The 25818-nt window shown below is 32.9% G+C and carries 24 protein-coding genes; 12 read left to right on the top strand and 12 right to left on the bottom strand.

What is annotated here, in order from left to right:
- Positions 1–196 precede the first annotated feature (196 nt).
- The 12 genes from ERX46_RS09575 to ERX46_RS09520 all read right to left on the bottom strand — a co-directional run bounded on the left by ERX46_RS09575 (position 197) and on the right by ERX46_RS09520 (position 16467).
- A complete protein-coding gene (locus ERX46_RS09575; RefSeq protein WP_130093637.1) occupies positions 197–3994 on the bottom strand; it encodes a T9SS type A sorting domain-containing protein in 3798 nt (1265 codons plus the stop codon).
- Between the two features lie 247 nt (positions 3995–4241).
- On the bottom strand, positions 4242–4844 hold the full coding sequence (locus ERX46_RS09570; RefSeq protein WP_130093636.1) for a YkgJ family cysteine cluster protein: 603 nt from the start codon (positions 4842–4844) through the stop codon (positions 4242–4244).
- Positions 4845–5097: 253 nt separating this feature from the next.
- The gene (locus ERX46_RS09565) at positions 5098–6162 is read right to left on the bottom strand and encodes a 3-oxoacyl-ACP synthase III family protein (RefSeq protein ID WP_130093635.1); all 1065 of its coding nucleotides are present in this window, start codon (positions 6160–6162) and stop codon (positions 5098–5100) included.
- A 230-nt stretch (positions 6163–6392) separates the two neighbouring features.
- Positions 6393–6653: a DUF3427 domain-containing protein gene (locus ERX46_RS09560; protein ID WP_130093634.1), complete on the bottom strand. Its 261-nt coding sequence runs from the start codon at positions 6651–6653 to the stop codon at positions 6393–6395.
- Positions 6653–7036: a (deoxy)nucleoside triphosphate pyrophosphohydrolase gene (locus ERX46_RS09555; protein WP_130093633.1), complete on the bottom strand. Its 384-nt coding sequence runs from the start codon at positions 7034–7036 to the stop codon at positions 6653–6655. Before ERX46_RS09555 ends, ERX46_RS09560 begins: the two co-directional genes overlap by 1 nt.
- Before the next feature lie 82 nt (positions 7037–7118).
- Positions 7119–7970 carry a DUF7281 domain-containing protein gene (locus ERX46_RS09550; RefSeq protein ID WP_130093632.1) on the bottom strand — a complete coding sequence of 284 codons (852 nt, stop codon included), beginning with the start codon at positions 7968–7970 and terminating at the stop codon, positions 7119–7121.
- Positions 7967–11668, bottom strand: coding sequence for an ATP-binding protein (locus ERX46_RS09545; RefSeq protein ID WP_130093631.1), 3702 nt, complete (start codon positions 11666–11668; stop codon positions 7967–7969). Before ERX46_RS09545 ends, ERX46_RS09550 begins: the two co-directional genes overlap by 4 nt.
- Positions 11652–12224, bottom strand: a complete 573-nt coding sequence (locus ERX46_RS09540) for a condensin complex protein MksE (protein ID WP_130093630.1) — start codon at positions 12222–12224, stop codon at positions 11652–11654. Before ERX46_RS09540 ends, ERX46_RS09545 begins: the two co-directional genes overlap by 17 nt.
- A gap of 5 nt (positions 12225–12229) precedes the next feature.
- Positions 12230–13426, bottom strand: a complete 1197-nt coding sequence (locus ERX46_RS09535) for a hypothetical protein (RefSeq protein ID WP_130093629.1) — start codon at positions 13424–13426, stop codon at positions 12230–12232.
- Between the two features lie 68 nt (positions 13427–13494).
- Positions 13495–15111: a hypothetical protein gene (locus ERX46_RS09530; RefSeq protein ID WP_130093628.1), complete on the bottom strand. Its 1617-nt coding sequence runs from the start codon at positions 15109–15111 to the stop codon at positions 13495–13497.
- Positions 15108–15854, bottom strand: coding sequence for a geranylgeranylglyceryl/heptaprenylglyceryl phosphate synthase (locus ERX46_RS09525; RefSeq protein ID WP_165366203.1), 747 nt, complete (start codon positions 15852–15854; stop codon positions 15108–15110). The genes ERX46_RS09530 and ERX46_RS09525 overlap by 4 nt, the downstream gene beginning before the upstream one ends.
- Positions 15841–16467 (bottom strand): 4'-phosphopantetheinyl transferase family protein, encoded by a 627-nt coding sequence (locus ERX46_RS09520; RefSeq protein WP_165366202.1) that lies wholly within the window; start codon positions 16465–16467, stop codon positions 15841–15843. The genes ERX46_RS09525 and ERX46_RS09520 overlap by 14 nt, the downstream gene beginning before the upstream one ends.
- A 199-nt stretch (positions 16468–16666) precedes the next feature.
- On the opposite strand from ERX46_RS09520, the gene ERX46_RS09515 reads away from it, so the two are divergent.
- The 12 genes from ERX46_RS09515 (at position 16667) to ERX46_RS09460 (ending at position 25299) form a co-directional block, all read left to right on the top strand.
- A complete protein-coding gene (locus tag ERX46_RS09515) occupies positions 16667–17194 on the top strand; it encodes a YceD family protein (protein ID WP_130093625.1) in 528 nt (175 codons plus the stop codon).
- Between the two features lie 21 nt (positions 17195–17215).
- Positions 17216–17407 (top strand): 50S ribosomal protein L32, encoded by a 192-nt coding sequence (rpmF, locus tag ERX46_RS09510; RefSeq protein WP_107040302.1) that lies wholly within the window; start codon positions 17216–17218, stop codon positions 17405–17407.
- Between the two features lie 36 nt (positions 17408–17443).
- On the top strand, positions 17444–18382 hold the full coding sequence (gene plsX, locus ERX46_RS09505; RefSeq protein WP_130093624.1) for a phosphate acyltransferase PlsX: 939 nt from the start codon (positions 17444–17446) through the stop codon (positions 18380–18382).
- On the top strand, positions 18382–19374 hold the full coding sequence (locus ERX46_RS09500) for a beta-ketoacyl-ACP synthase III (RefSeq protein WP_130093623.1): 993 nt from the start codon (positions 18382–18384) through the stop codon (positions 19372–19374). The genes plsX and ERX46_RS09500 overlap by 1 nt, the downstream gene beginning before the upstream one ends.
- A gap of 39 nt (positions 19375–19413) precedes the next feature.
- Positions 19414–19923 carry an acetyl-CoA carboxylase biotin carboxyl carrier protein gene (gene accB / locus ERX46_RS09495; protein ID WP_130093703.1) on the top strand — a complete coding sequence of 170 codons (510 nt, stop codon included), beginning with the start codon at positions 19414–19416 and terminating at the stop codon, positions 19921–19923.
- 48 nt (positions 19924–19971) lie between these two features.
- Entirely contained in the window at positions 19972–21306 is a 1335-nt protein-coding gene (gene accC / locus ERX46_RS09490; RefSeq protein WP_130093622.1) for an acetyl-CoA carboxylase biotin carboxylase subunit, read from the top strand.
- Between the two features lie 166 nt (positions 21307–21472).
- Positions 21473–22042: an outer membrane beta-barrel protein gene (locus ERX46_RS09485; RefSeq protein WP_130093621.1), complete on the top strand. Its 570-nt coding sequence runs from the start codon at positions 21473–21475 to the stop codon at positions 22040–22042.
- A gap of 81 nt (positions 22043–22123) precedes the next feature.
- Positions 22124–22684, top strand: a complete 561-nt coding sequence (locus ERX46_RS09480; RefSeq protein WP_130093620.1) for a hypothetical protein — start codon at positions 22124–22126, stop codon at positions 22682–22684.
- Positions 22685–22804: 120 nt separating this feature from the next.
- Positions 22805–23371: an outer membrane beta-barrel protein gene (locus ERX46_RS09475; protein WP_130093619.1), complete on the top strand. Its 567-nt coding sequence runs from the start codon at positions 22805–22807 to the stop codon at positions 23369–23371.
- A 148-nt stretch (positions 23372–23519) separates the two neighbouring features.
- Entirely contained in the window at positions 23520–24107 is a 588-nt protein-coding gene (locus ERX46_RS09470) for an outer membrane beta-barrel protein (protein ID WP_165366201.1), read from the top strand.
- 67 nt (positions 24108–24174) lie between these two features.
- Entirely contained in the window at positions 24175–24534 is a 360-nt protein-coding gene (locus tag ERX46_RS09465; protein WP_130093617.1) for a hypothetical protein, read from the top strand.
- A gap of 162 nt (positions 24535–24696) precedes the next feature.
- A complete protein-coding gene (locus tag ERX46_RS09460; RefSeq protein WP_130093616.1) occupies positions 24697–25299 on the top strand; it encodes a DUF6992 family protein in 603 nt (200 codons plus the stop codon).
- Positions 25300–25818: the final 519 nt, after the last annotated feature.

Below are 25818 nucleotides of genomic sequence, written 5' to 3'. Positions count from 1 at the left end.
GGAGAAAACTACGGCTTTTATTGAACAATCACTGTGTTTTGATAAGAATAATTAACCCACCTCAAATGAATCCAACGGCTGCATCTGATAGGTAGTGATAATATTTCGGAAAATTTTTATAGCGTTTTCGACAAAAAAACTGCTCATGAATAATTACATTCATGAACAGTTATTTTTTTTGTAGCCTTGAACGAATTTATTGTTTTATTACCCTTGAGGTTGTTACCTGACCTTCAGAATGCATTTTTACTAAATACACCCCTTTTCCGTAAGTTGAAAAATCTATTTTTATGTCTTTAGTTTGAGGTCGAAAAGCGATAAGTCTTTGTCCTGTTATACTATATATTTCTATTTCATATATATTTCCTTGACTTTCAATAGTCAACTGGTTAACCACAGGGTTAGGATATAATTTATAATCTAGTTTAGCATAAGATGCTGCTCCAACGTTATTTAAAGTAATACAATCTGAAGTATCTACACAACCACCTTGGGTAACAATCACAGAATACCTTCCATTTTCTCTTGGTGTATAAGATTGATTTGTTTCTCCTGAAATCTCTTCATTCAACGGCTCACAATTGTACCATTGATAAGTAGCTCCATTGGCCTGACTTGTAAACACCCCAACATCCAATGCAACTCCAATATTTACCTCATTAATCGTTAAATCAAGTGTTACCAAGGAATCACAACCAGAAGCATTGGTTAATGTATGGGTGTAGGTATTGCTTGAACTGTAAGTATTTCCATACCATGTGAATTCCACACAAGCAGTTGCAGTTGTATCTCCAACGTTTGAATTACCGATTGTTAAATCTAAGTAAACGGTTGAATCACATCCATACATATTAGTGAGTATATGCGTGTAAAAGTTTGATGTATAATATGTATTTCCATACCAAGTAAACTGTTCACAAGCATTTGCAATAGTATCTCCGACTGATGGATTACCAATGGTTAAATCCAACGTAATTATGGAATCACAGCCCACACTATTTAAGAGCGTATGCGTATAAAAATTTGAAGATGTGTATATATTTCCATACCATGTAAATTGACCACATGCTAACGCTATGGTGTCTTTAGTCGTTGGTTGATTAATTGTTAAATCTAATATAATCACTGAGTCACAACCTACACTATTTAGAAGTGTATGTGTGTAAAAATCTGAGTTCGTATATGTGTTTCCATACCAAGTAAATTGCTCACATTCCACAGCAATTGTATCTCTTGTTGTTGGTTGATTGATTGTTAAATCTAAGGTGATAATTGAATCACAACCAGCATTATTGATAAGAGTATGCGTATATAAATTTGAGCTTGTATAAATGTTTCCAAACCATATAAACTGCTCACAATCAACAACGGTTAAATTGCTTGTTGTGGGTTGAGTAATCACTAAATCTAAAATGATAATAGAGTCACAACCAATGGGATTTACTTTGGTATATGTGTAAATATTCGACGAAGTATAGAAGTTTCCATACCATTCAAACTCTTGACAAGCGACAACCGTTGTATCTCTTGTTGGAACTGGATTTATCGTTAAATCTAATGTTACAATCGAATCACAATTCGCACTATTTACAAGTGAAAAAGTAGCGGTGTTATTGGAAGCGGTATAGGTAATACTGTCTATCCAAGTATAGGATCCACAAGCAATTTGAACGTCTTGGCCTGAATTAGGATAACAAGGTTTATTTCTATAAAGTCGCGTAACCAAACCACTTGATGCATTTCCTGTCAACAGTAAATCAGGATCATTGTCTCCGTCGATATCAGAAAATGCAATAGAACTCATTTTCACTTCTGTAAATGGCATTCCTAAGAGAATAGTAAAATTACCTAATCCATCATTGATGTATAATTCAGCAACCCGCGAATTACCGGCATCAACTCCAGTAATTATTAGGTCTAAATCAGCGTCTCCATCAACATCAGCAAAGGCAATAGAACCCTTTTCCACACCTGTAAAGGTTGTTCCCGGATCAAGACTATAGTTTCCAGCTCCATCATTCTTGTAGAGATAAGTAATGTAATTATAATTTGAGACTTCGCCAGATAATATAATGTCTTGGTCATTGTCTCCATCAACATCAGCAAAGGCTACAGAACAACCTTTTACACCAATAAATGAGGTTCCCGCAATAAGACTAAAGTTTCCAGACCCATCATTTCTATAAAGCTGAGAAACTAATGCAAGGGTGCTATCACGTCCTGTTAATAAAACATCTTGGTCATTATCTCCGTCGATATCTCCAAAAGTAATTGTCCCTGGGCCTGATGGGGATGACCCCACTCCTGAGTTAGTTGGAAAACCAAAAGAAAGACTTAAATTTCCAAATCCATCGTTATTATAAGTTTCTGTAATTATTTCTCCACTCATAATAATACCTGTTTGAAGAAGGTCAATATCTCCATCTCCATCAATATCTGAAAAGGAAGTCCTAGAACTATAAACCTGATTAAGAGGTGATGATGAAACCAAAGTAAAATTACCTGTACCATCATTGGTGTAGTATTCACAAACCATTACATTACTACTCCATCCTGAAATTAATAAATCAAGATCATTATCACTGTCCATATCTTGCAAAACAGCATCATTGAATCTTAAGTTTGAAATGGAAGTTCCAGTAACGTAATCATAATTCCCAATTCCATCATTCTTGTAAATTCTAGAAGGCTCTCCAAGAATTAGGACATCTTGGTCACTATCGCCATCAATATCTCCAAAATAAATCTTAGCGAACTCTGTATTTAGAAATGAAGTTCCCGATACATGAGTAAAGTTACCCAATGCATCGTTGGTATAGAGTTGCGTTTTAAGTCCTTCACCAGTTTGTCCTGTAATAAAAAAATCTTTATCATTATCTCCATCAATATCTGAAAAGACAATTGCTCCGTTAGTTGTCCCATAAACATTATTCCCTAATCCGTTGGTATAATTTCCCAAGCCATCATTGTAATATTGTACAAAAAAACCTTGACCTAAATAACCAATACCTGTCATACATATATCTAAGTCATTATCTCCATCAATATCTACTAATGCGACATCTCCCCTACCAGTTTCGGGTAACGGATTTCCTGGAACCAAGCTAAAGTTTCCTAGACCGTCATTTATGTAAAGATTAGAATAATAGTCAATTACGTTTGCACCTGTGATTAATAAATCTTGATGATTATCTCCATTAACATCTCCAAAATCAACGGTACCATAAGAAGTTGGTGGAAATAAAACCCCTGAAGCAAGTGAAAAAACTCCTGTTCCATCATTAATATAAAGCTCTGAAAGCCCTGTTAAGGAACCGTCCTTTCTTCCAGAAATAAATAAATCTTGATCATTATCGCCATCAATATCTGCGAAATCAACTGCACCATCTGCAAAACCAGAAATAGAATTTGTAGTTGAAAGCGCAAAGCTACCTGATCCGTCATTAATGTATAGGTTGGTAACCGGAGTATTAAAGTTTGCATATCCTGACATTAGTAAATCCAAATCTCCGTCACCGTCTATATCTGAAACTCCCAAAAAACTATTAAATAATAATTGAAAAGAGGTCGTGCCATCTAGTGTAAAATTACCCAATCCATCATTGATATATATTTCTGATGATTGACTAATCATATCACCACCCATAAGTATTAAATCAGGATCATTGTCCCCATCAATATCTGCAAAGGCGGCTTCTCCATGATAGACTCCTGTAAAAGATGATCCAGTAGATAAAGTATATTCACCATTTCCGTCGTTTAAATAAAGCTCTGTTATTCCTGTGTTCGACCCAATCGAACCAAGGATCAAGAGGTCCTCATCATTGTCCCCATCAACGTCAATAGCTTTAGCATCTCCATTCCAAACACCTTTAAAATTGGTTATGTTTGGTAGTTCTGGAGGAAGCGGACCAACTTGCTCGAATTGAACCATCTGTGCTTTTAAGAAAAAGGAAGAGCAAATAATTGTCAGTAATAGAATATAATTTTTCATAATTTGTAGAATTAAGTGTTTGAAAAATAGTAACGTACACTCTTACAAATACGTTGGAAATTAATCAATCTTAATTCAAAAAAACCATATCAAATAAATTTAGAAAACAAATTTAAAACAGCGTATCAACTGCTTTATGCATGATTTTTTGCCCCATAAAAAAGATTATAATTATAATTATAAGACCTCAATGATTACTCTCAGATTTATGGATAGGAATGAAATATAGTTTAGAGTAATGAATTATCTACCCACAATTCAATCCATTAATAGCATCAGGTCGATAATGATAATATTGTAAAACCTCTTCCAAAGCTAACTTAAGTGCTTTGTTAACAGGTAGAATTTTATTTCCCATGTGATGATCTATCTGATTCAATTTCATGTAATACTCAGTAAATATTGGAACTTGCATTCCATTTGAAATAGCCTCCACAGTAGCATTGTAGTTTTCGGCTTGACCTTCTTTAATGATTTTGCAAGTGGCTAATCTTAAATTACCGTATTTATCTCTACTGGCACCAAATCCAAATAGGCGACAAATTAATCCACGGTATTTATAGTCGGTACATCGGCCTTTACCTAAAACTGATAGTGATTTATAAATGTGACAGGTTCTAGTGTCGGTTTCGTTGATAATATCAAGTGTATTTTCGGCTTCTCCATTCAAAAACAAATGAAATGCCCAAGGTAAAAACTCTAATGGTGAAGCATCTAAATCTGGATGTGTACAGCATTTTCCGCAGCCGGCAACGCATCCCAATCCTGATTCTTTTTTAAACTGAGCGCCTTCTAACTCTAAATCATAAAATAACATTTCAACCAATTGTACTCTTCGTTCTATCGACATTATTTTATTCCAAATGTAGAATAAAATATTACGGGATTTTTATTTTTTACTGTTAAAAACGAGATATTTTTTGAAGACAAATCACATTCGCCTTCGGTTTTTGCAGCGTGAGAATTTACGTTGTTCTTTGCGAACCTTTACTTCGGAAAGCTCTGTACAAGTGCGAAAAATCAACGCAGCGCTGCTTAATCTTTTACGTTATGAAAGAGTGAGAAAGAGAAACAGAATGAGAAAGAAAAAGAGAGTAGAGTGCTTAGAACTGATAAACCACAGCATTAATATTCATTCCAGCACCAACACTGGCAAACATCACATGATCGCCTTTCTCTATTTTATGACCCTTCATTTTTAATTTCAAAATGAGATCCAATAACGTTGGAATTGTAGCAACACTGCTATTTCCAAGCTCACCAATACTCATGGGCATTATGTTATTTGGAACTTCGCGATTGCAAAGTTTAAAGAAACGTTCGCAAATAGCTTCATCCATCTTTTCATTGGCTTGATGAATAATTATTTTTTTAATTTGATCAATTGAAACACCGCTTTTATCTAAACAAGATTTCATGGCTACAGGCACATTTTTCAAAGCAAAATTATAGACTTTCCTCCCATACATTTTAATATAATGTCTGGCACTATTTTCAAGTTTTTCATAACTCTTATCGAAGTGAATAAAATGGGCTTCTTCTTTTGTGTGTGTTTCTGTTGAATGTGCAATGATTCCTCCCGTAGATTCTGTTAATTGAATAACAGCAGCTCCTGCACCATCACTATAAATCATAGAATCTCTGTCATGTTGGTCGATGACTCTAGAAAGTCCTTCAGCACCTATTACTAAACATGTTTTCGCCATTCCAGCTTTGATATATGCATTCATCTGAATTATCCCTTCCAACCATCCTGGACAACCAAAAAGTATATCATAAGCTACACAATTGGGATTTTCTATTTGCAACAAATGTTTGACCCGCGAAGCTAAACTAGGAACCATATCACTTTGAATGGAATTGTATTTTACATCGCCATAATTATGCGCTACAACAATGTAATCGATTTCTTCAGGATTCACTTTAGCATCCTTTATTGCTTCATTCGCAGCAAAAAATGCCATATCTGATGTCACCAAGTTATTATCGAAGTATTTTCTTTCCTCAATCCCTGTTATGGCTTTAAATTTCTCAATTATATCGGTATTCGACTCCTTAATTTTAGAACCATCAATATTAAAGAAACGGTGAGAACTAAAAGACTCATTTTTAGTCACATTTCCCGGAATATAACTTCCTGTACCTATAATTTTTACGCTTTTTGACATTGTTTGATTTTCCTTTAAATTAATTAAAAGTTATGGATTTTGCAATAGAGTAGATGTTAATATAACCTTATCCAACGGACATTTTAGCAGAAGCATTCCATAAATATTGAGGAATTGGTTCATTCAAAAGCCAATTTATACTCATAGGCTTAGTTCCATAATAATCTTGAATATTTCCTTCACCAATAAAAACATATCCTATTGTGTTTCCAAATATATCTTTTGCTTTCTCACTGGTGAAAAGTAGAATTTTTTTTGTTTAGATCTTGATGAGTAACATAAGTCAACCCTTCACCCCTGTCTGAACGTGTTTGATTTTGAGATTGCCAGTGAAAAAGCGTATCACTAACTGCGTAATCATTATACCTTGTAGTTGGAGAAAAATATTCTACTGATTTAACGAGATCACCTTCTATTAAATCGCTATCAAGTTCCTCTAATTTAGAAGCGAATAATTTTGTGATCAGCTGTTCGTAAATTCCTTCTATCATTACAAAAGTATTTTCAATTTTTCTATAATTGGAATATCCGCATCCGCCAAATCAAAATCTAATAATTTATCAAACTCAACGAATTTATAATCTTGATGTTCCAAAAGCTTAATTTCTCCAGCAACATAATCACATAAATAAGCAATCAAGTTTATTTTAAAATCACCATAATCATGAACATGAGAAGATATCTTTTTTACTGGAAGGATTTCAATGTTTAGTTCTTCTTTGATTTCTCTAACAATAGCTTGCTCTTCACTTTCACCTTCTTCTAACTTCCCTCCAGGGAACTCCCATTTCAAAGGTAGCTTCATTTTCTCACTGCGTTGGGCAATGAGCATTTTTTTGTCTCTTAAAATTACAGCACAAACTACTTGAATCATTTGATTAGGCTTTTTGTCTAGAATGGAATTTAAACTTAGTGAAAATGGTTGGAGTAAAGAGGGTTTATATTTAAACCATCTATCACTTCCCAATAAAAAACTCTTGATCCAATCCTTTCTTCTCTAAAGCGATTAAGTAAACCAGACCTAGAAGTTTCTCATCTTTAATATCTTCTTGATTAAAATTCATTTTTTGAATATCATAACGTTTTCTATTTCCGTATTTGGACAAAATAATATCAATATTTTTAGGAATGAAAAACGATGATTTTCCTATAATTTTCTTTTTATATTCATTCAAATAAATACCAATCCCAGCAAAATCAAAGTCTCCAAAATGTAGGTAGTCATTAGGAATTGATTTCATCCATTGAATAAAATCTTTGTTTTGATTTTGCGGATAACGTGATACAAACAGAGGATTTATGTCTTTAAAAAGTTGTTTCTGCTCTTCAATCTGACTGAAGTTTTTGGCATTTTCCACTCCAACTACTGTCACGTTTTTTGGAATCTTAAAAGTCTCGAAGTCATATATAAAAACAAAGCTACCAGGACTAGGATTAACAATGAATTCTTGTCCATTTAACTTCCCAACTATAGGGTGATAACAGTTAATTAGAAACCCTTTAAATGCTCTTTCTTTCGAATGTTTAGAATCAGTGGTGATTTTTACAAAATCTGTACGAGAGGATTCAGTATTTTCCACAGCAGAAATATACTTTTTCAAATCATTAATTTGCAGTTGATTAGCTAAGTATATATGTAAGGCTTCTTCATTTAAAAGTTCTAAAGTCTTGCGCTGTTTACCTTTACGAAAAATGATGTTTTCGGATACTAAATCGTCAATTAATTTACTTTTTGCTGAACTTGCAGGAATTGCTTCACCATCGATAAGTTGAACCAATACCTTAGCTATTTTTAATGTTAGTTTCATTTATTAGGAACCTTTGTATTGATTTTAACCAATCGATTAATCTTCGTGATGTACTTCTTAGCATCTGATTCTGATTGAACTTTTGCCAATTTATATGTGTACTTGTAATCGGTAGCGTTTTGACTTGTCGGCGAACCGTTAATCAACAAGATATTTCTTTCGTTCGCAAATCTTAAAATACCTTTAACGTTATTAGGGTGTAATCTTCCAATTTCATCCATCATGCAATGCAATTTGAAATCTTTAAATTTCTTAGAAGCACTGTCTTTGAAAACATTTAAGAGAAGGATATTTATCATCGCTTTTACCAGAACATCTGTTCCTTCACTCCCCACATTTGATAGTTTCTCAACCCAACCAGAATTGTTGTCATTTTCTACAATTTTGAATTGTAATTCAAAGGATTCAGACAAGGTTAACGTTGGACTTTTGTGTTTTTCTATCGCTTTTACCAGTTCCTTTAAAAGTTCTACAGCCTTTTGATTTTTAGAATTACTATCAGTGGAAGTGAAAAGGTTGGTTTCTCCTAAAAGGAAACTGTTTTCATCATTAAACTCTTGAATCTTAATCAGTAATCTAACGACTGGGTTTGAACTTGCTAATGTGCGTATTTCCATTTCTTTGATGGCTTCCACAAAGTTTTTACTGCTGAAATCATCATTGATTTTTTTAATAATCTTCTCAATATCTCCTTTTTTGGAGTTTAATTCTGCTGTTTCGCGTCCAATCAATTGAATAATATGAGCAAATCGTGAATTCACCCTTTTCTCAAACTCATTGATTTTATCTTCTTCCGTAAACTCCTTTAAATCTGATGCAAAACTTAAAAAGTCTTCATCATTGTTTAAGTCAGTTTTAAAAGAGAAAATGTTTTTATAGGTGAAATTACCGTTAAAAGCATTGATATTTTGTTGTAACTCTTTGAAATTCTCAATTCCTTTATAATACCTCCCCTTGATCTCTGAAATAATAGAGTGAGCAGTTTTCAAGTCTTTATCTTCTGAAATTGCATCAGAAAAATAAGTTTGAATATTTATGAAGGCATCAAGTTTTTTGAATTCCGCAAATTCTTTTTCGTCTGTATTAAATTCGTCGACTTCTGATTGTATACCATCAACAACCGTTTTCTGATCAAAATACTTTTTATCTAGTTTAACAATTTCATCTTTATGTTCTTCTAGAATTAAATTTTGTCTTTTTTCCAAAGTTATTTTTTCAGCCCTAAACTCAGGAATTCGGTCAAAAAGCTCTCTTTTATCTTTCTTGTATTCAATTACAATAGCTTCATTATTTCTAATGTATTCGATTGCTTTTTCAACTTCCAATAATCTGTTTTCAATTAGAGTAATCCTTTTGATATCAGCTCCTTTAATATCAAGTTCAGAAGTTTCTTCTTTTCTTAACTCTTGAACTCGTTTTTCAGATTCTTCTTTATTATTAGAAATATTAAGTTGAATTTCATCAATTCTAGTTTGATTCAAAGTCTGTAAACTTAAAATCGCGGAATCTCTTTCGTTTTCTTTTAAAGTGATTTTACGCTTTATTCCAATTTTAATTTTCCCTAGCTTATCTTGTGCTTTTACTTTGTCAGAAGTAACTTCATTCAGCTTATTTTCAATCTCATTTGAAATCTTAATTTTCTCTGATTTAGATTTTTCAAGCCATTCACTCAATTCAACTTGAATCTTCTTTAATTTTTGGTCAGATTGCTCAATAAAATATTCATTCTCTGCAATAACATCTTTAAAACCTTTAAGCTTTTTCCTGAATTTTGTTTTAAGCTTTTGTAAATCATCTTCCTTATCCTCATTTAGTTGAAGAAGTGATTTATGTAGATTAGCATTTTCTATTTTAAATTCTGTAATCTCATCATTGTACTCTGTTAAAGTTTTAGTACGGTTATTTAATCCGTTTAAATTCAATTCAACACCAAAAAAGGTATCTGAACGCTCATTGATTAATTTAGGATTCAATTCAGAATTAAAAAGAACATTGTCTTCATCAATTACTTTTCCAATAGTATTTTCCCAATTCGGAACGTAATCATTTAACCAACCGTAAAGTGAAGATTTACTTTGGGCAATCTTATTCTCTAACAATTGAATTTGATCAGTAAATTTAGTTTTTTTGCTATTGATTGAGTCTACTTTTAACCCTGTTGATCTCACGATTTCTTTTTCTTCAAGCTCCCATTCTTTTCGCAGTATATTTACCTCATTTTTTGAATTAAGAATAGTGCTATTCGCACCCGCAACTTTTTCTTTAATTTCGTTGATCTCTATTTTACATTTATTAATTTCAACATCATAAAAGACCTGATATTTCAACTCGGATTTCTTCCTTTTTAAGGTGTTTTCTCTTTCAACTACACTATTTAATTCATTAAATGCCGTTTCTTTTTCAGTTTGATTATCATTTTCAACTTGAACAATAAGCTTTACGTAGGTCTCAAAAAGTTTTTCCCTGCTCTCGCCAGACTCACTCTTAATGTTATTAACCTCAGCACTTCGGTGATTAGTAAACTCTTGTTGTTGATTTTGAACTTGCGAAATTAAAGATTCATACTTTTGACTAATTTGACCAAAAGCAGATTTTAATAAGCTCTTTTCTTCTCCTAAAGTTCTGAGTTCTCTTTCTAAAGTGTCTCTCTGAATTACTTTCCGAATTACTTCATCTATATTTTGATTGTCGTATTCAGTTTGCTTTTTTGCCGCTTTGATTAATTCTTTCTTTACATAATCAATATCAGAAACTAATTTTTGTTCTCTTTTTAAATGAAGGTCTTTTAAGTTTTCCCTCTTATTAAAAAGCTCGATTAATACATTGTTTTCTTTGGAAGAATTAGAAATCAAAAGTGGTTTTTCTTTCTCAATAAAATCCATCCTAAATCCTAAAGCATGGGCCAATTGTTTCTTTTCCCCAATCAAAAAATTATGAATACGGTATTTATCAATGACTCTTTCTGCTTGATTCCGAATAACAATTTCACCTTTTTTATTGGCTTTAAACCATATTCTTATGTCATTGATTTCTCTTTCAAAATCTATTAAATGAACTTTCGAATAGTTTTCTATATCTATCGTAGTTTCATCTTCATTTATAGAGTTTATAATCGTGTCTTTGATAAATTTAGCCTCTAGGTTTGAGTTCAAAAGAACATTTTGAATTGTTCTAGGAATATTTTGATATTGCTTACTCTCTATCAATGCGTATTTCCTAAAATCAGGTTTCAGTCCTTTATTGTCTCCATAAATTATCCTTCGGAAATCCTCATAACTGGATACAATTGTACTGTAATGAATTTCTTTACCTAAAGCATTTCTTATTTTATCCCAACTTTCAAAAGCTCTATTATTTTCATCAATAAATAGCTCTCTTTCATATCTAGAATTAAAGAATCTAAACGCAACTTTTCCATTTACCTTATAAGCCAAAACACAGAAAGGTACACCCTCTTTTTCAACTTCATAAATGATATATGAGTTTTGATATTGAAAGTAATAATCATCAAATCCTTTCTTTTCTCTTGGAATTCCTAATTTGGATTTATTCGCATTGTAGAAGAACAGAATGGCACGTAATAAAGTACTCTTACCTACTCCTTGAGTTCCGATTAAATGAACATTTCCATCTAGTTCAATTTCAGCATAGCTTACTGATGCACTGTTTATAAATACAATCTTATTCAGGTATCTCATTTTCTACTTCTTCTGGAATATTAATAGCTGTAATGATTTCTTTTAAATAATTGAAAGAAGTCATTACTTTATATGTTTCAGATATTTCGTCTTCAAGCATTATGAAATTATCATCTACTAATTTGCCAATTATCTTTTTAACCCTATCTGAATGACTCGTTTTATCACCACTGACTTTCTTAAGATAATCAAACTTTGAAGTTAAATCAGCGTTGTTTTTTAGTTGATTAATAATATCGGAAGGTGAAAATCTATATCCAACATCAAAAGATGAATCAAAAGTTTTAAAGAAATCTAAAACATCAATCCATTCAAATGCCTTTCTAAGCTTTCTATCCAAATCAACATTTTTTTCATCTCGACTGAAATAGAAATACTCATTTCCATGCTCTAAAATATAATTGATTTGATAAAAATAAGCATACAAATCCTCGAAGGTTTTATCGTATTCTAAAACCCTGTAAAGTGTTTGAATATGTTCGTTCGGACTATTGGAACAAATAAATTGTCCTCTACGAAGAACATCAAATATTTCGGAAGTATATTTTGTAATCATATTACTTATTTTGGATAAACCAGAGCAAATTCGACTCCGTTTGCTATTTCAAAATCATCTTCAATTCTTAAATCTTTTTCATATTGTGAAGTGATTTGACAGAATATTGTTACTCTTTCATCAAAATCAACTTGTCTCAAAAAGTCATAATTCATAATGAAATTGAATAAATTATCACTTGTTGCAATAAATTGATTTCGCAACTCATCCAAGTTAATCATTATCTCTTCTTCTATTGTATTCTCAAGAAATTCCGAAGAGATATAATCAGCTATTTCAGGTTTGAACAGTTTTCTGTCTTTATGATTTTCAGCAATTCTTTTAATCGCTTCAAACGCTTTTTCATTTTCTCGGATAAAATCAAGCGACAAATTCAAAGGTTCAGGAATTCTCTTTTCAAAAATGACCTGATTCTTATTGGCTAAAATCTGCTTAATATCTGTTTCAGCTTCAATCGTAAAGTGGTCTTTCAAATACTTTAGCTTTCTCAGTTTTTCTAAGAACTTTCCTTGATGTTTGATTTGATTCAGATAATCAATAATCTGTTTTTCTATTTCAATTAAGTTGTGTGAACATTCTCTAAGCTGAAATTTCAAATCGACAATTACTCTTTTTAATTCTTCATCTAAAGCCCTATTGAAAAAAGTCAGTTCTTCTTTATCAATTAAAAGCAATGTTTGGACAATCAGTTTCTCAACTAAACTCCGTTTTTGATCCAGATTTTCAAGTTTTAGTTGCTTGTTCTTATAGTTCGCCTCATTTTTGAAAGTATTCTCAATATTTCGTCGAATATCAACTACACTTCTGATTGTTATACTTCCAATTTTTCTAAGTGTTTTTTTAATAAACTTTAGATAACCATACTTTCGCGTTTCACTATTTTCATTGAGAAAGTAACCAATATTTTCTTTGATGTTTTTAATATTCTCATCAATATAAGAAAGATTGATTTCCTCATTTACATCCAATATCTGCTCGAAAAAGTCTAAATATTGATCATCAAGTTCTAAATAACCTCCGTTTTCCCGAATTACAGCTCTTGCAATCAAGAAGTCAATTCGATTTTCGTCAGTATCGACTAATTCAATAGCATCACTATATTTATAGTCAATGGATTTCCGCTTACTAAACATTTCAGAAATCAATTTCTCTTCTCTTTTTAGAGCAGATACCAATTCCTTTATGTCGTTGAAAGTATTCATTTTATTACTTCAAGTATTAGCTTAAAAAGTGTCTTTTTCCAAACTTACTCATTTTCCGGAAAAACGCATCACTCATTACTTAAAACCCCACCAAATTCCCTAGAATAATTCCCACCAATTTTCAACCTAAATCGAATTTTCTTCTCGTCTTTCATAACAGGAACTGAAGTCAGAACGATCTCTCCTTTGGGTAATAAAATTGAAGGAAGTCCATTCCCACACATGTAAGTAAACATAGTTTCGGTAGCTTTCCATTCTCCACTTTCATCTTTCAATTCTAAAATCAATGGAATCTGAGAACCATAACCAATTATAATAGTGCTGTCAGAAGTGTTTTCTAAAATAACTGGATAAGCTTCATAAATAAAATCTGTGTCTTCATACTTCTTTGAGCCAACATTTCTAATCTTCTGAGTTGTGCCTATTGTAATTTTTATTTTTGAATCGTACCAATCCGGACATTTCTTTTCAAAAGATAAATCCTTAAAATATTCAGAGATCTTATCGTGATTTTGTCTTATTTTATTTTTCTCAATCTCACTTTTTGGTGGAATTGTTGAATCTATCTCAATAACTTCAATGTCAGGTGGTGGTGCATAGTATTTCGAAAGATTATAATTAACATCTAAAGTGTCATTTTTAACACCAATATAAAGCGGGCGATAATTGGCAACACTCGCTTCTTGAAGAATTTTGTAAGTTATCTCAAGGTTAAACGTGTCTATCAGGAATGGAAAGTCTCTAATTTCATTATCATCTAAATATGAAGTTACAAATACGTTCTCTTCACTATTATTAATTTCCACTTCCCCCTCCGAATCCAAAAAAATAAAATTCACCAAAACCACTATCACCGCTACAATAAAGAAAGGTGATTTCACCATCTCATTGATTCTTGAGTTTGGTTTTTTAACTCTTGCTCTAAAAGCATTTGAACTACTGAAATCTACCACCTTTTGATGGTCTTCTTTGTTCAAATTTAAACTTAAAATAGCAGATTTAATTCTGTCCAGAACCAACAGACTTAAATCATTCCTTTGAACGACTAGTCTTGCTGTGTCAAAATATTTTATAGAATCAGCGTAGAAACTTTCATCTAATTCATTCAGTAACTGAACGAACTCTATCGAAAAAACGAGTTTAAGTTGCTTTTGTAATTCTTGGTCATGACTTACTTTTAATTGAGCAATCGATTGTCGCAAGTAGGAAACTACCGCCTGCTGAATTTCAATGCGTTTCTTCTTAGCCAAAAGTGGACTAAATCTTAAATGATTACCCAATTCTGTTAAGTTTCCTTCCTTTATGAATTCAGAAAGTTTCTTTGATAAAATTGGAGCTAGATAAGTTTCAAGGAAATTTTGATATGTTTCAAATAAGTCATTTTCCTTAGATAAAATCACATCTTCATTTTCCAAAATAATTTCTCCAGAACTAAATAAATATTCAACCAAGAGACGATCTTCTTCAATCCATTCATGGAAAACAGGAATATTCTCCTCTTTTAGTTGATTTAAAATAAAGATCAGCTCTTGTTGAGCGAAATCTTGTCCAAAAGCATTTAGAATTTGATTTTTAAGGAAATGTTGATCAACCGACTGTTTTAATTTATGAATTAATTCATCATTTGTGCGTGAAACTTCCAGCTTTAAAACAGCTGCTAACCTTCTAACACTAATGAATTTCATGACAACACTTTAGATTTGTAATTCTGAATATCCAACAAAAAATCAATGTCTTCCTCTATTTTATTCCCAATCACAATCACATTTGTTCCAACAGACTTTAGGGCTTCAATTTGCTCAATAGAACGCACTCCACCGCCAACAATCGTCACCGTTTCTAATTGCGCTTTCACTTGTTTAATTAATTGCGCATCTACAGGTTGGTTCGCTCCACTTCCAGCATCAAAATACACCACTTTATTTCCTTGAAGCGTTCCTGCAATGGCAGTATTCAAAGCTATTTGTGTGTTGTCTCTAGGAATTGGGGTAGTTTGGCTCACATACGCAACAGTCGATTGTTTTCCTCCGTCAATTAAAATATAAGCGGTTGGAATTATTTCTAAATCCAGTTGAATCACTTCTTGGGCACTTTTCACATGCTGACCAATTAAATACTCCGGATTTCTACCTGACAGCAAACTCAAATACAGCAATGCATCTGCGTCATTTGATAATTGTTGATGATCTCCAGGGAAAATAACCAGAGGAATATCCGTCAAAGATTTCAAAATAGAAGTTGTCTTTTGAAAATCTGATCTCGTGACTGTGCTTCCTCCGATAAAGAAGTAATCCACACTGGCGAATTTTGCTTTTTCAACGATTATTTGAAGTTTTTCAACGGAATTTGTCTCTTCTGGATCAATTAAAACAGCAATTTGACCAGTTTTCGAATTTAACTTATTGAATATTTCTTTACTTAACTTCATAAACTGGAGATGCATTAATTGAAATTACAAAATTGTTTTTAGTATCCAAAGTGAGTTCCACTTCCTTCCTATTGTTAGAGAAATAAATTCTACCTTTCCATTTGAGGTCATCGATCCTTGTGAGCAATAAATTTTCAGCAAAGATAATTTCTTTTCGTCCAGCTAATTTATACAAAGCTTCTTTACCCGACCAAACTTTTATCATTTCTTCAACAGATGAGGTGTCGGTCAATTCTTTTTCTTCGGCACTTAGAAACTTGTGTTTCACCCGCATCACTTTTTCGTGAATTGGTTCTAAGTCTAGTCCTACTTGAAAAGATTTACAATAAGCCATTCCAACCACATGATTTGCATGTGAAATTGAAATAAATCCTTCCCCCTCTACATAAGGAGCACCAATTTCAGAATAAAGAATTGGTTCATTCCCAAAATGCATTGTTCTCAAAACACGTGTTGCCACATACTCCCTTCTTCTGGAGGGATGTTTAAGTGTTTCTAGTTTTTGATGTTCTGCCGGTAATAAATTATGCAGATGTTCCTCCGTTACGAAATCATCGTAATAGAGTAAAAAAACCGAGACAGGTCCGTAATTTATTTTTTCAGTATGAAACATTAGGGTAAAAATAACAATCACGCCCGAGAAAGTAAAAAAGGAGTAAAAATAAGTCTCAGAAATGGGTAAAAAAATAAAAGTTAACATGTGTTCATAACTTGTTTCGTACAAAAAAGAGTAACTTTGTAGATTCTTTTGTAAGAAGAATTGCGATGTCTATATATTTTTATACATTTGCACTCCAAATTTTTTGGACATTATGGCTTCGAATAAAGAGTTTATTATACCGTTTGAGGGCTTAAAGAATGGAAAACATTCATTTGAGTTTGAAATAACGACAGCGTTCTTTGAAGAGTTAGCGTATTCTATTATTCTAGGAGGCGATGTAAAAGTCGATTTCCAACTGAATAAGAAAGACACCATGTTGATTGGTGATTTTGAAATGTCTGGTACAATTCAAAAATCATGCGATCGATGTACAGATTTAATGGACGTCCCAGTGGAGGTTTCGCATCAAATTATTTATAAGTTTGGCGAAGAGGAAAGTGTGGATGAAAATTTAATTGTCCTTCCTATATCAGCATTTACAATTGATCTCGCGTCAACTTTATATGAACTGTTAACTGTGGCATTGCCAAGTCGAACAGTACATGAAGAAGACGATTGCAATGAAGAAATGTTAGATTTAATAGATAAATATGTTGATTCATCAGAACCTGATGAAGATGATTCCGACGAAGAGGACGATACAGATCCGCGTTGGGACGCATTAAGAAATTTGAATTAAAAACCTTAAATATAAAGTAAAATGGCACATCCAAAAAGAAGAACGTCGACTACAAGAAGAGATAAAAGACGTACACACAAAAAAGCAATAGCTGGAAATATCTCAACTTGTCCAACAACAGGACAACCACATTTATTTCACCGTGCACACTGGTACGAAGGTAAACTTTACTACAAAGGTCAAGTAATTGCTGAGAAAGAAGTAGCAGTATAATTTGCTGATCCAGCACAACAAAGTGTAAATACACTTATGAAACTTGGATTAGATATTAGCGGTGGCGATTTTGCGCCAAGAGCAAATGTTCTTGGCGCTATTTTAGCCCTCGAGCAACTGCCCGAAGATGTAGAATTAGTTCTCATCGGTCGAGAGGACGAGATTATGCCTATTTTGAAAGAAAAAGGTGTAGTTTCTGAACGTATCTCTGTGGTTAATGCTCCTGACATCATTACGATGGAGGATCATCCTACACGAGCAATTCCCCAAAAACCAAACAGTTCAATTTCTGTTGGTTTTGAGCTTTTAGCCCATAAAAAAATAGATTCATTTGCTAGTACAGGTAATACCGGTGCTATGCTTGTTGGTTCTATATATAAAGTAAATGCCATTCCAGGTGTAATTCGTCCGTGTATTACTTCTGTTTTGCCTATAGTTGGTGGAAAAAATTCCATCATTTTAGATGTAGGTGCAAACGCAGATTGTAAACCAGATGTTTTATACCAATTCGCTAGTTTAGGTTCACTTTACGCCAAAAACGTAATGAACATTGAAAATCCACGTGTTGGATTATTAAACATTGGTGAAGAAGAAGGAAAAGGAAACTTACTTACGCAATCTGCTTTCAAATTAATGAAGGATTCAGATGATTTCAATTTTATTGGAAATATCGAAGGTCGTGATTTATTTAATGGCAAAGCAGATGTAGTTGTATGTGATGGATTCACAGGTAATATTGTTTTAAAACAAGCCGAAGGAATTTATTCTATTGCAAAGGATTTGGGAATAAAAGACAGCTACTTTGAACGCTTTAATTATGAAAATTACGGCGGAACTCCTATATTGGGCGTTAATTCAGATGTTATTATTGGTCACGGGATCTCTAATGATATTGCTGTGAAGAACATGATGTGCTTGGCGTATGATGTTGCCAGCTCTGAATTGACTAAAAAGATAAAAGAAGCTTTTACATAATGAAAAAAATAACAGCAGCAATTACAGGTGTTCAAGGGTACGTCCCTGACAATGTTCTTACAAATAAGGACCTTGAGAAAATGATTGACACAACTGATGAGTGGATAGTTTCACGAACAGGTATTCATGAAAGGCGTATGCTTGGAGATGGTAATCCTACTTCAGACATTGGAGTAGCCGCAGTAAATAAATTACTGGCCAAAAAGGGAATTTCTCCAGAAGAAATCGATTTAGTTATATGTGCTACTGTTACTCCTGATCATCCGTTTCCTGCAACTGCAAATATAATTTCTGATAAAACAGGAATGAAAAATGCTTGGAGTTTTGACGTTAACGCTGCTTGTTCTGGATTTATATATGCATTAACTACCGGTTCTCAGTTTATTGAGACAGGTAAATACAAAAAAGTTATTGTCATTGGAGCAGATAAAATGTCTTCGATCATCGATTATGAAGATCGCGCAACTTGTGTGATTTTTGGAGATGGTGGTGGTGCAGTTTTGTTAGAACCAAACGAAGAAGGTTATGGTATCGTTGACAGTGTCCTGAAAAGTGACGGTGAAGGAAGAAAATATTTAGTACAACCTGCTGGAGGTTCAAAACTACCAGCAAGTCATAAGACTGTAGATGAACGTTTACATTATGTTTATCAGGAAGGAAAAGCAGTATTTAAATTTGCGGTAACAAACATGGCGGATGTTTCTGCTGAAATAATGGAACGCAATAATTTAACAGCGGAAACTGTAGATTGGTTGGTACCACACCAAGCCAATTTACGAATTATTGATGCTACAGCAAATCGCATGGGCTTACCAAAAGAAAAGGTAATGATCAATATTCAAAAATATGGTAACACCACAGCTGGAACGCTTCCTTTATGCCTTTGGGATTGGGAGAAGAAGTTGAAAAAAGGTGACAACATCGTGCTTTCTGCATTCGGTGGAGGTTTTACTTGGGGAGCAATTTACCTCAGGTGGGCTTATAATTCTTAAAAAAAATACGTACATTTATCCTATAAATATTCACACATGATGAATCAAAAAGAAATCCAAGAACTGATTAAATTCGTTTCTAAATCTGGAGTAACAGAAGTAGAAATCGAAGAAAAAGACTTTAAAATTACAATTAAGTCTGAGCCAAAAAGAAAGAATGAATCTGAAGAGAAAACAGTTTACATTCAACAACCAATGCAGCAGATGCAGCAGCCAATGCAACAACAGATGCAGGCACAAATGCCACAAGCAGTTGCTCCAGTAGCTCCAGCACCAGACGCAAATGCTGCAGAGGACGATGACAGTAAATACATCACTGTTAAATCTCCAATGATTGGAACATTCTACCGTTCTCCATCTCCTGAAAAACCAGTATTTGTTGAAGTAGGTAGCACAATCAAAAATGGTGATCCTGTTTGTATCATTGAGGCAATGAAATTGTTCAATGAAATTGAATCAGAGATTCAAGGTAAAATTATAAAAGTACTAGTTGATGATGCTTCTCCAGTAGAGTATGACCAACCTTTGTTCTTAGTTGATCCATCATAAAATTGGTGCATTATTATAACTTTAAGAAAAATTAAATACCCAAAAGGCATGTTCAAGAAAATATTGATTGCTAATAGGGGCGAGATCGCCTTACGTGTTATCAGAACATGTAAGGAAATGGGAATTAAAACTGTCGCTGTATACAGTATAGCCGACAAGGAAAGTTTGCATGTTCGTTTCGCCGATGAGGCTGTATGTATAGGACCAGCAGCTAGCTCATTATCCTATTTACAAATACCTAATATTATTGCTGCAGCAGAAATTACTAATGCTGATGCAATTCACCCAGGATATGGTTTCCTCTCTGAAAACGCTAAGTTTTCAAGAGTTTGTCAAGAACACAATATTAAATTCATTGGTGCTACCCCAGAACAAATTGATGGAATGGGAGACAAAGCCAACGCGAAAGCGACAATGATTAAAGCTGGCGTTCCTTGTATTCCTGGTTCGAAAGGTCTTCTAAAAAACTTAGAAGAAACTTACAAAATAGCAGACAAAATTAAATATCCTGTCATCCTTAAAGCAACTGCCGGTGGTGGTGGAAAAGGAATGCGTATAGTTTCTAAACCAGAAGAAATGGAAGATGCTTGGAATTCTGCTCGTCAGGAATCTAAAGCAGCATTTGGAAATGATGGTTTATATATGGAGAAGTACATCGAAATGCCTCGCCATATTGAAATTCAAATCGCAGGAGATCAATACGGAAACGTATGTCACCTTTCAGAGCGTGACTGTTCAATTCAACGTAGACACCAGAAATTAGTAGAAGAAACTCCTTCTCCATTCATGACTAAAAAGTTGCGTAAGGAAATGGGAGCAGCAGCTATTAAAGCAGCAAAAGCTGTAAAATATGAAGGTGTTGGTACGGTAGAATTCCTTGTAGATAAAAATAGGGATTTTTATTTCATGGAAATGAACACGCGTATTCAAGTTGAACACACAATTACTGAAGAGGTAATTAACTTTGACTTGGTAAAAGAGCAAATTAAATTAGCAGCTGGAAGTAAGATCAGCGGTAAAAATTATGAGCCAATCATGCACGCGATTCAATGTCGTATTAATGCTGAGGATCCTTATAACAACTTCCGTCCTTCTCCAGGAAAAATTACTGAATATCATGAACCAGGTGGACATGGAATTCGTATCGATACGCATGTTTATGCAGGATACACAATTCCTTCTCACTACGATTCAATGATTGCAAAATTGATTACTGTTGCACAAACACGTGAAGAAGCAATTCTTAAAATGCGTCGTGCTTTAGATGAATATATAATTGAAGGTGTAAAAAGCACAATTCCTTTCCACCAAAAATTAATGGTAGATGAGAAATTTAATGCTGGAGATTTTACAACAGCTTTCATGGATACTTTTAAATTTTAAGATTTAAAATCCACACAATTTTAAAAGTCCAGACAGTATCGTCTGGACTTTTTTTGGTTTAATAACTAATTTTAAATTATCTTCGCTGCATCAACCCACACAATTTAAAGGGTAATGCACTCAATATAAATCACTTGAATTAAACTATTAAAACTAATCCTACAATATGAAAACTACAATATCATTAATAGTCATCTTTATTTCCTTAGCAATTGCCCCTGTATTCTCTCAATTAGGCGTTAAAGGCGGCCTGTCTTTTGGACAATTTGTGGGGCCCGGCTATAATTTGAACATTGGAGGTCATCTTGGAATAACTTACGACTTCAGTGAAAGATTTCGTGGAGAAATACTTGTTGAGGGTATGTTCGGTAAAGAGAGGGTGATTTATGTTACATCAAATGGATCAATGAATGGCTTTAAATATGAAGAGGGTGACGCAACTTCCAGTAGAATCCCAATCACTATAGGGGCAGATTACAGAATTCTTACAGGAAAAATACAACCATTTGTTGGATTAAACCTTGGCGTTTTTTCTGATGAAGTAAGGTATCCAAATGATAGTTACAGTACACAGTTTTTTACATTTCAACCAAAAATCGGGGCAAATATTGTTCTCACAGAAAACTTGCTCCTTGATCTAACATTAAAGTATCATTTCCTTGGTCATCAAAAATTAACAAATGGATTTAAAAGTCAATTTTTCGGGGCTAGCATTGGGATTAATTATTTATTCTAATCCTTTTTAATACAACACATTGGGTATTTAAAGGTTATAAAATTTAAGATCCTGAACTTCTAATTAACTAAAGAATTTATCATGAAAAGTATTTTATTTATTACAATAACAACGTTATTCTTGTCTACTGCAGCATTTTCTCAGCTCGGTTTAAAAGGAGGTTTTGCACTCTACGGAAACCCAAAAAATGCTTCTTTTATGCATGCTGGTGGCTATTTAGGAATGACTTACGACATCAATGACAGACTTCGAGGGGAACTAATTATTGAGGGAGTATTTAACAAACAAAGGATTACCTATTTGGAATCTAACACTTTGGACGGAACAAAAAAAGAAGACGTTATAATTTCAAGTAATATTCCAGTAACTTTAGGTATTGATTACCGATTTCTAAAAGGAAAAATCCAGCCTTACGCAGGACTAAATGTTGGAATTATTTCATTAGGATATAAAAATGATCACAGTAGAGGCAGTAATCAAAACTTAACAATACATCCAAAAATAGGTATGAATGTAGCAATTTCAGAAAGTTTATTATTTGATTTTGCTTTAAAAAGCCATTTTATCATTTACGGAACCAATTCTAACACCAGTTATTCTAATGTGTTTGGGATAAATATTGGGATAAATTATCTATTCTAAAAAAAATATTTCACGCCTTTTATAGCATACTAAGGCATAAAGAATATTATCAAATTACGACACTAGAAACTAATCATAAATTGATAACGGAATTATTAATTTAAATAAAAAATTGGTCCTATGAGAAGCTTACTATTTACTATAATTCTAATTCTATCACTACCCAATGAATCATTTTCGCAATTAGGCGTAAAAGGAGGTTTGGCAGTAGGAAAAACACTTCAAAGTAAAGGATTATTGCACTATGGATTAGATTTAGGGTTCACTTATGAAGTAACGGAAAGATTTCGAGCAGAGGTTTTATTTGAAGGAATGTTTAGAAACAATGTTTTAACACTTTATGATCCAAATGATTATGCATTAGGACAAAAATTAGAAGATAATAAAACTCTTTCTAGTTTTATTCCCATTACAGTTGGAGTAGATTATAGTTTCTTTAAAGGAAAGCTAAAACCATTTGTTGGGTTAAATCTAGGAGTGATGACACTGGGCACTAGACTCAAAGGAGAAAGTTACTACAGCCATTATTTCACATTTCATCCAAAAGTTGGGGTAAACTACGCGTTAACGGAGAATATTGTAATTGATTTTACATTCAAACATCATGTAATTGTCCGACAAGCGAGTAATGGTAGTGTTAATAACCCAATAATCGCTGGTAATTTAGGAGTTCAGTATAACTTTTAAAACAAGTTCTTATTCGGTTTTAGTAAGGCTAAAAAATTGATTAAAATTGTTTCCTAATCAGTAAGTCAATCCTATTCAGAAAGGGGATAATTTGAGATCTAAACTAGAATTGATTATGTTTGAACTCTGTTTAACTAAAAGTATACTCATGAAAAATATTTTATTTATTACAGTAACAATGTTGTTCTTGTCCTCAGCAGCATTTTCACAATTTGGTGTTAAGGCTGGCTTTGCAATAGGAAATCCACTAAACAAAGCTACATCTGATTTGTATTTAGGGTTTGACTTTGGAATTACCTATGAAATATCAGAAAAAGTACAAGCTGAAGTTTTATTTGAATCGCTTATGTTTAAAGAAAAAAACTACATTCTTAAAAGAAAAATTATGCCAATTACGGTTGGTGTTGAATATAGATTTCTAACAGAAAAGATTCAACCTTACGTAGGTTTGAATTTAGGAATATACAACTTTACATACGAATATGCGGATTTCATTGCTGAATATTCAGGGTCAGAAGCCTACTTAGGAGTATCTCCCAAAGTTGGAATTAGCGTTGATTTAACCAATAAAATCTCAATTGACGCTACTGTAAAGTATCATCTTGTATTTGATAAAAATGACAAAAACAAAAACTTCAACGAATCCGAAAACATATATGACATGCCATTGCTAATAGAGCAGAAGAATACCACTATTTTCGGAGCTAATGTTGGTTTGATTTACAAGTTCAATTAAAAAAAGATGAAAACAGGTTGTTAATTGTATTAAGGTATTAAATTTGTGTTCTAAATTTTAATAGGGTATGAAGACAGGTATAGCAAATCAGAAAATAGATAAGATCATCGCTTTAGTTGAAAAAGAAGGTGTACTTGCAGAAGGATTAATTCAAGAACTAACTGAATTAAGAGAACTTGCGCTTAAAGAAGTAGATCCACTATTGGCTAAAGTTACACGTTTAACTTTCGAATACCTTAAAGAAAAAGAGGCTTATGATGTGCAAGCATTATGGGAAGAAGACGAAGAAGGTGGAGAGTTTCCTTTAGAAATTGAAGACAAAGAAAACCTTTTAAACCTTTTGAATTTGATGTTAAAATCAGATCATAAAATTAACAGAGAAGAAATTAAAGATTACCGTACAGCTTTAAAAGAAGAGCTTTACTAGCATCTAAAATTTTAAATATATTTCAAAGTCCGCTTTTTCAATAAGGCGGACTTTTTGTTTTTAAAATAAATTTGAGCGCTTTGGAATTAAATAGTGTCCGCAAGAAAACCAAAGAACTCACTCGTTTTATGTATATTTATTCAACTCAAATAAATTTAAACGATGTTTAAACAACAATTAATCTCCTTTTTAATCTTTATCGCTTGTGCATTTCAAACTAATGCACAATTGGCCACGAATAATGATTTCAACAACGAAAGATTACGCATCAATAAAACAGGGATGGTTGTTTTGACTTCTTGGGCTTCCACAAACATAGCTGTTGGATCAATCGGCTGGGCGTATGATAAAGGCGCTATGAAATACTTCCATCAAATGAATGTTTTTTGGAACATTGTGAATTTAGGAATTGCAGTTCCAGGTTTATTTCAATCGAGAAAATATGGTAAAGAAAAAATAAGCAATGGAAAACTTATTGAAGAGCAATATGCTAACGAACAACTTTATTTAATTAACGATGGTTTAAATATTTTCTATATTGGATCAGGATTTCTATTAAAATCGATAGCAGATACTTATCCAGATAATCAACTCCGTTTTGAAGGTTATGGAAACTCTTTGATCTTACAAGGAGGGTTTTTATTGGTTTTTGATTTAGTTCAATACCTCCGACACCGCAATCATAGAAAAAAATCAAACACTATATTCTTTGACCAACTTTCGTTGAGTAAAAGTGGAATTGGATTAAAGTACAGTTTCAAATAATCCCTTTTCCTCATTGGATTTAAAATATAAATTTTTGTGCCTCCATATGAAATACTGTGGTTAATCAATTTTAATCCTTCGAAAAATTAATGGTTCTACTACGAATTTAACTGTAACCTACACGAGTTGTATTTCAAAGTATTTATCAAAATCATTATTTCATATTCACAAGCAAGCATATGGCGGTCTGTATTTCAGTTGATTAGTCCCGTCGGGACGGCATATTAATAGCCAAGGACATCAGTCCTTGGTTTAAAACAAATAGATATAATACAAAACCCAACAAAATCGACCTAATTGCATGCAATTAGGTCGATTTTGTTGGGTTTTGTTTCGGTTTGTATCGTTTGACGGATGGACTTACGTCCATCCCTATTAACATGCCGTCCCTATGGGACTTAGAATAATAAATACTTAAATAGCATGAACTTACCAAATTAAGCGAAATGTATTTTAATAGAAAGTTTACATTTAAATAAAAGTAGAACCAATTTAACAACCGTTTAGCTTCAATTAAAA

This window comes from Brumimicrobium glaciale (assembly GCF_004152935.1).
GTDB lineage: Bacteria > Bacteroidota > Bacteroidia > Flavobacteriales_D > Crocinitomicaceae > Brumimicrobium > Brumimicrobium glaciale.
This window is presented reverse-complemented; position numbering and strand designations above follow the sequence as displayed.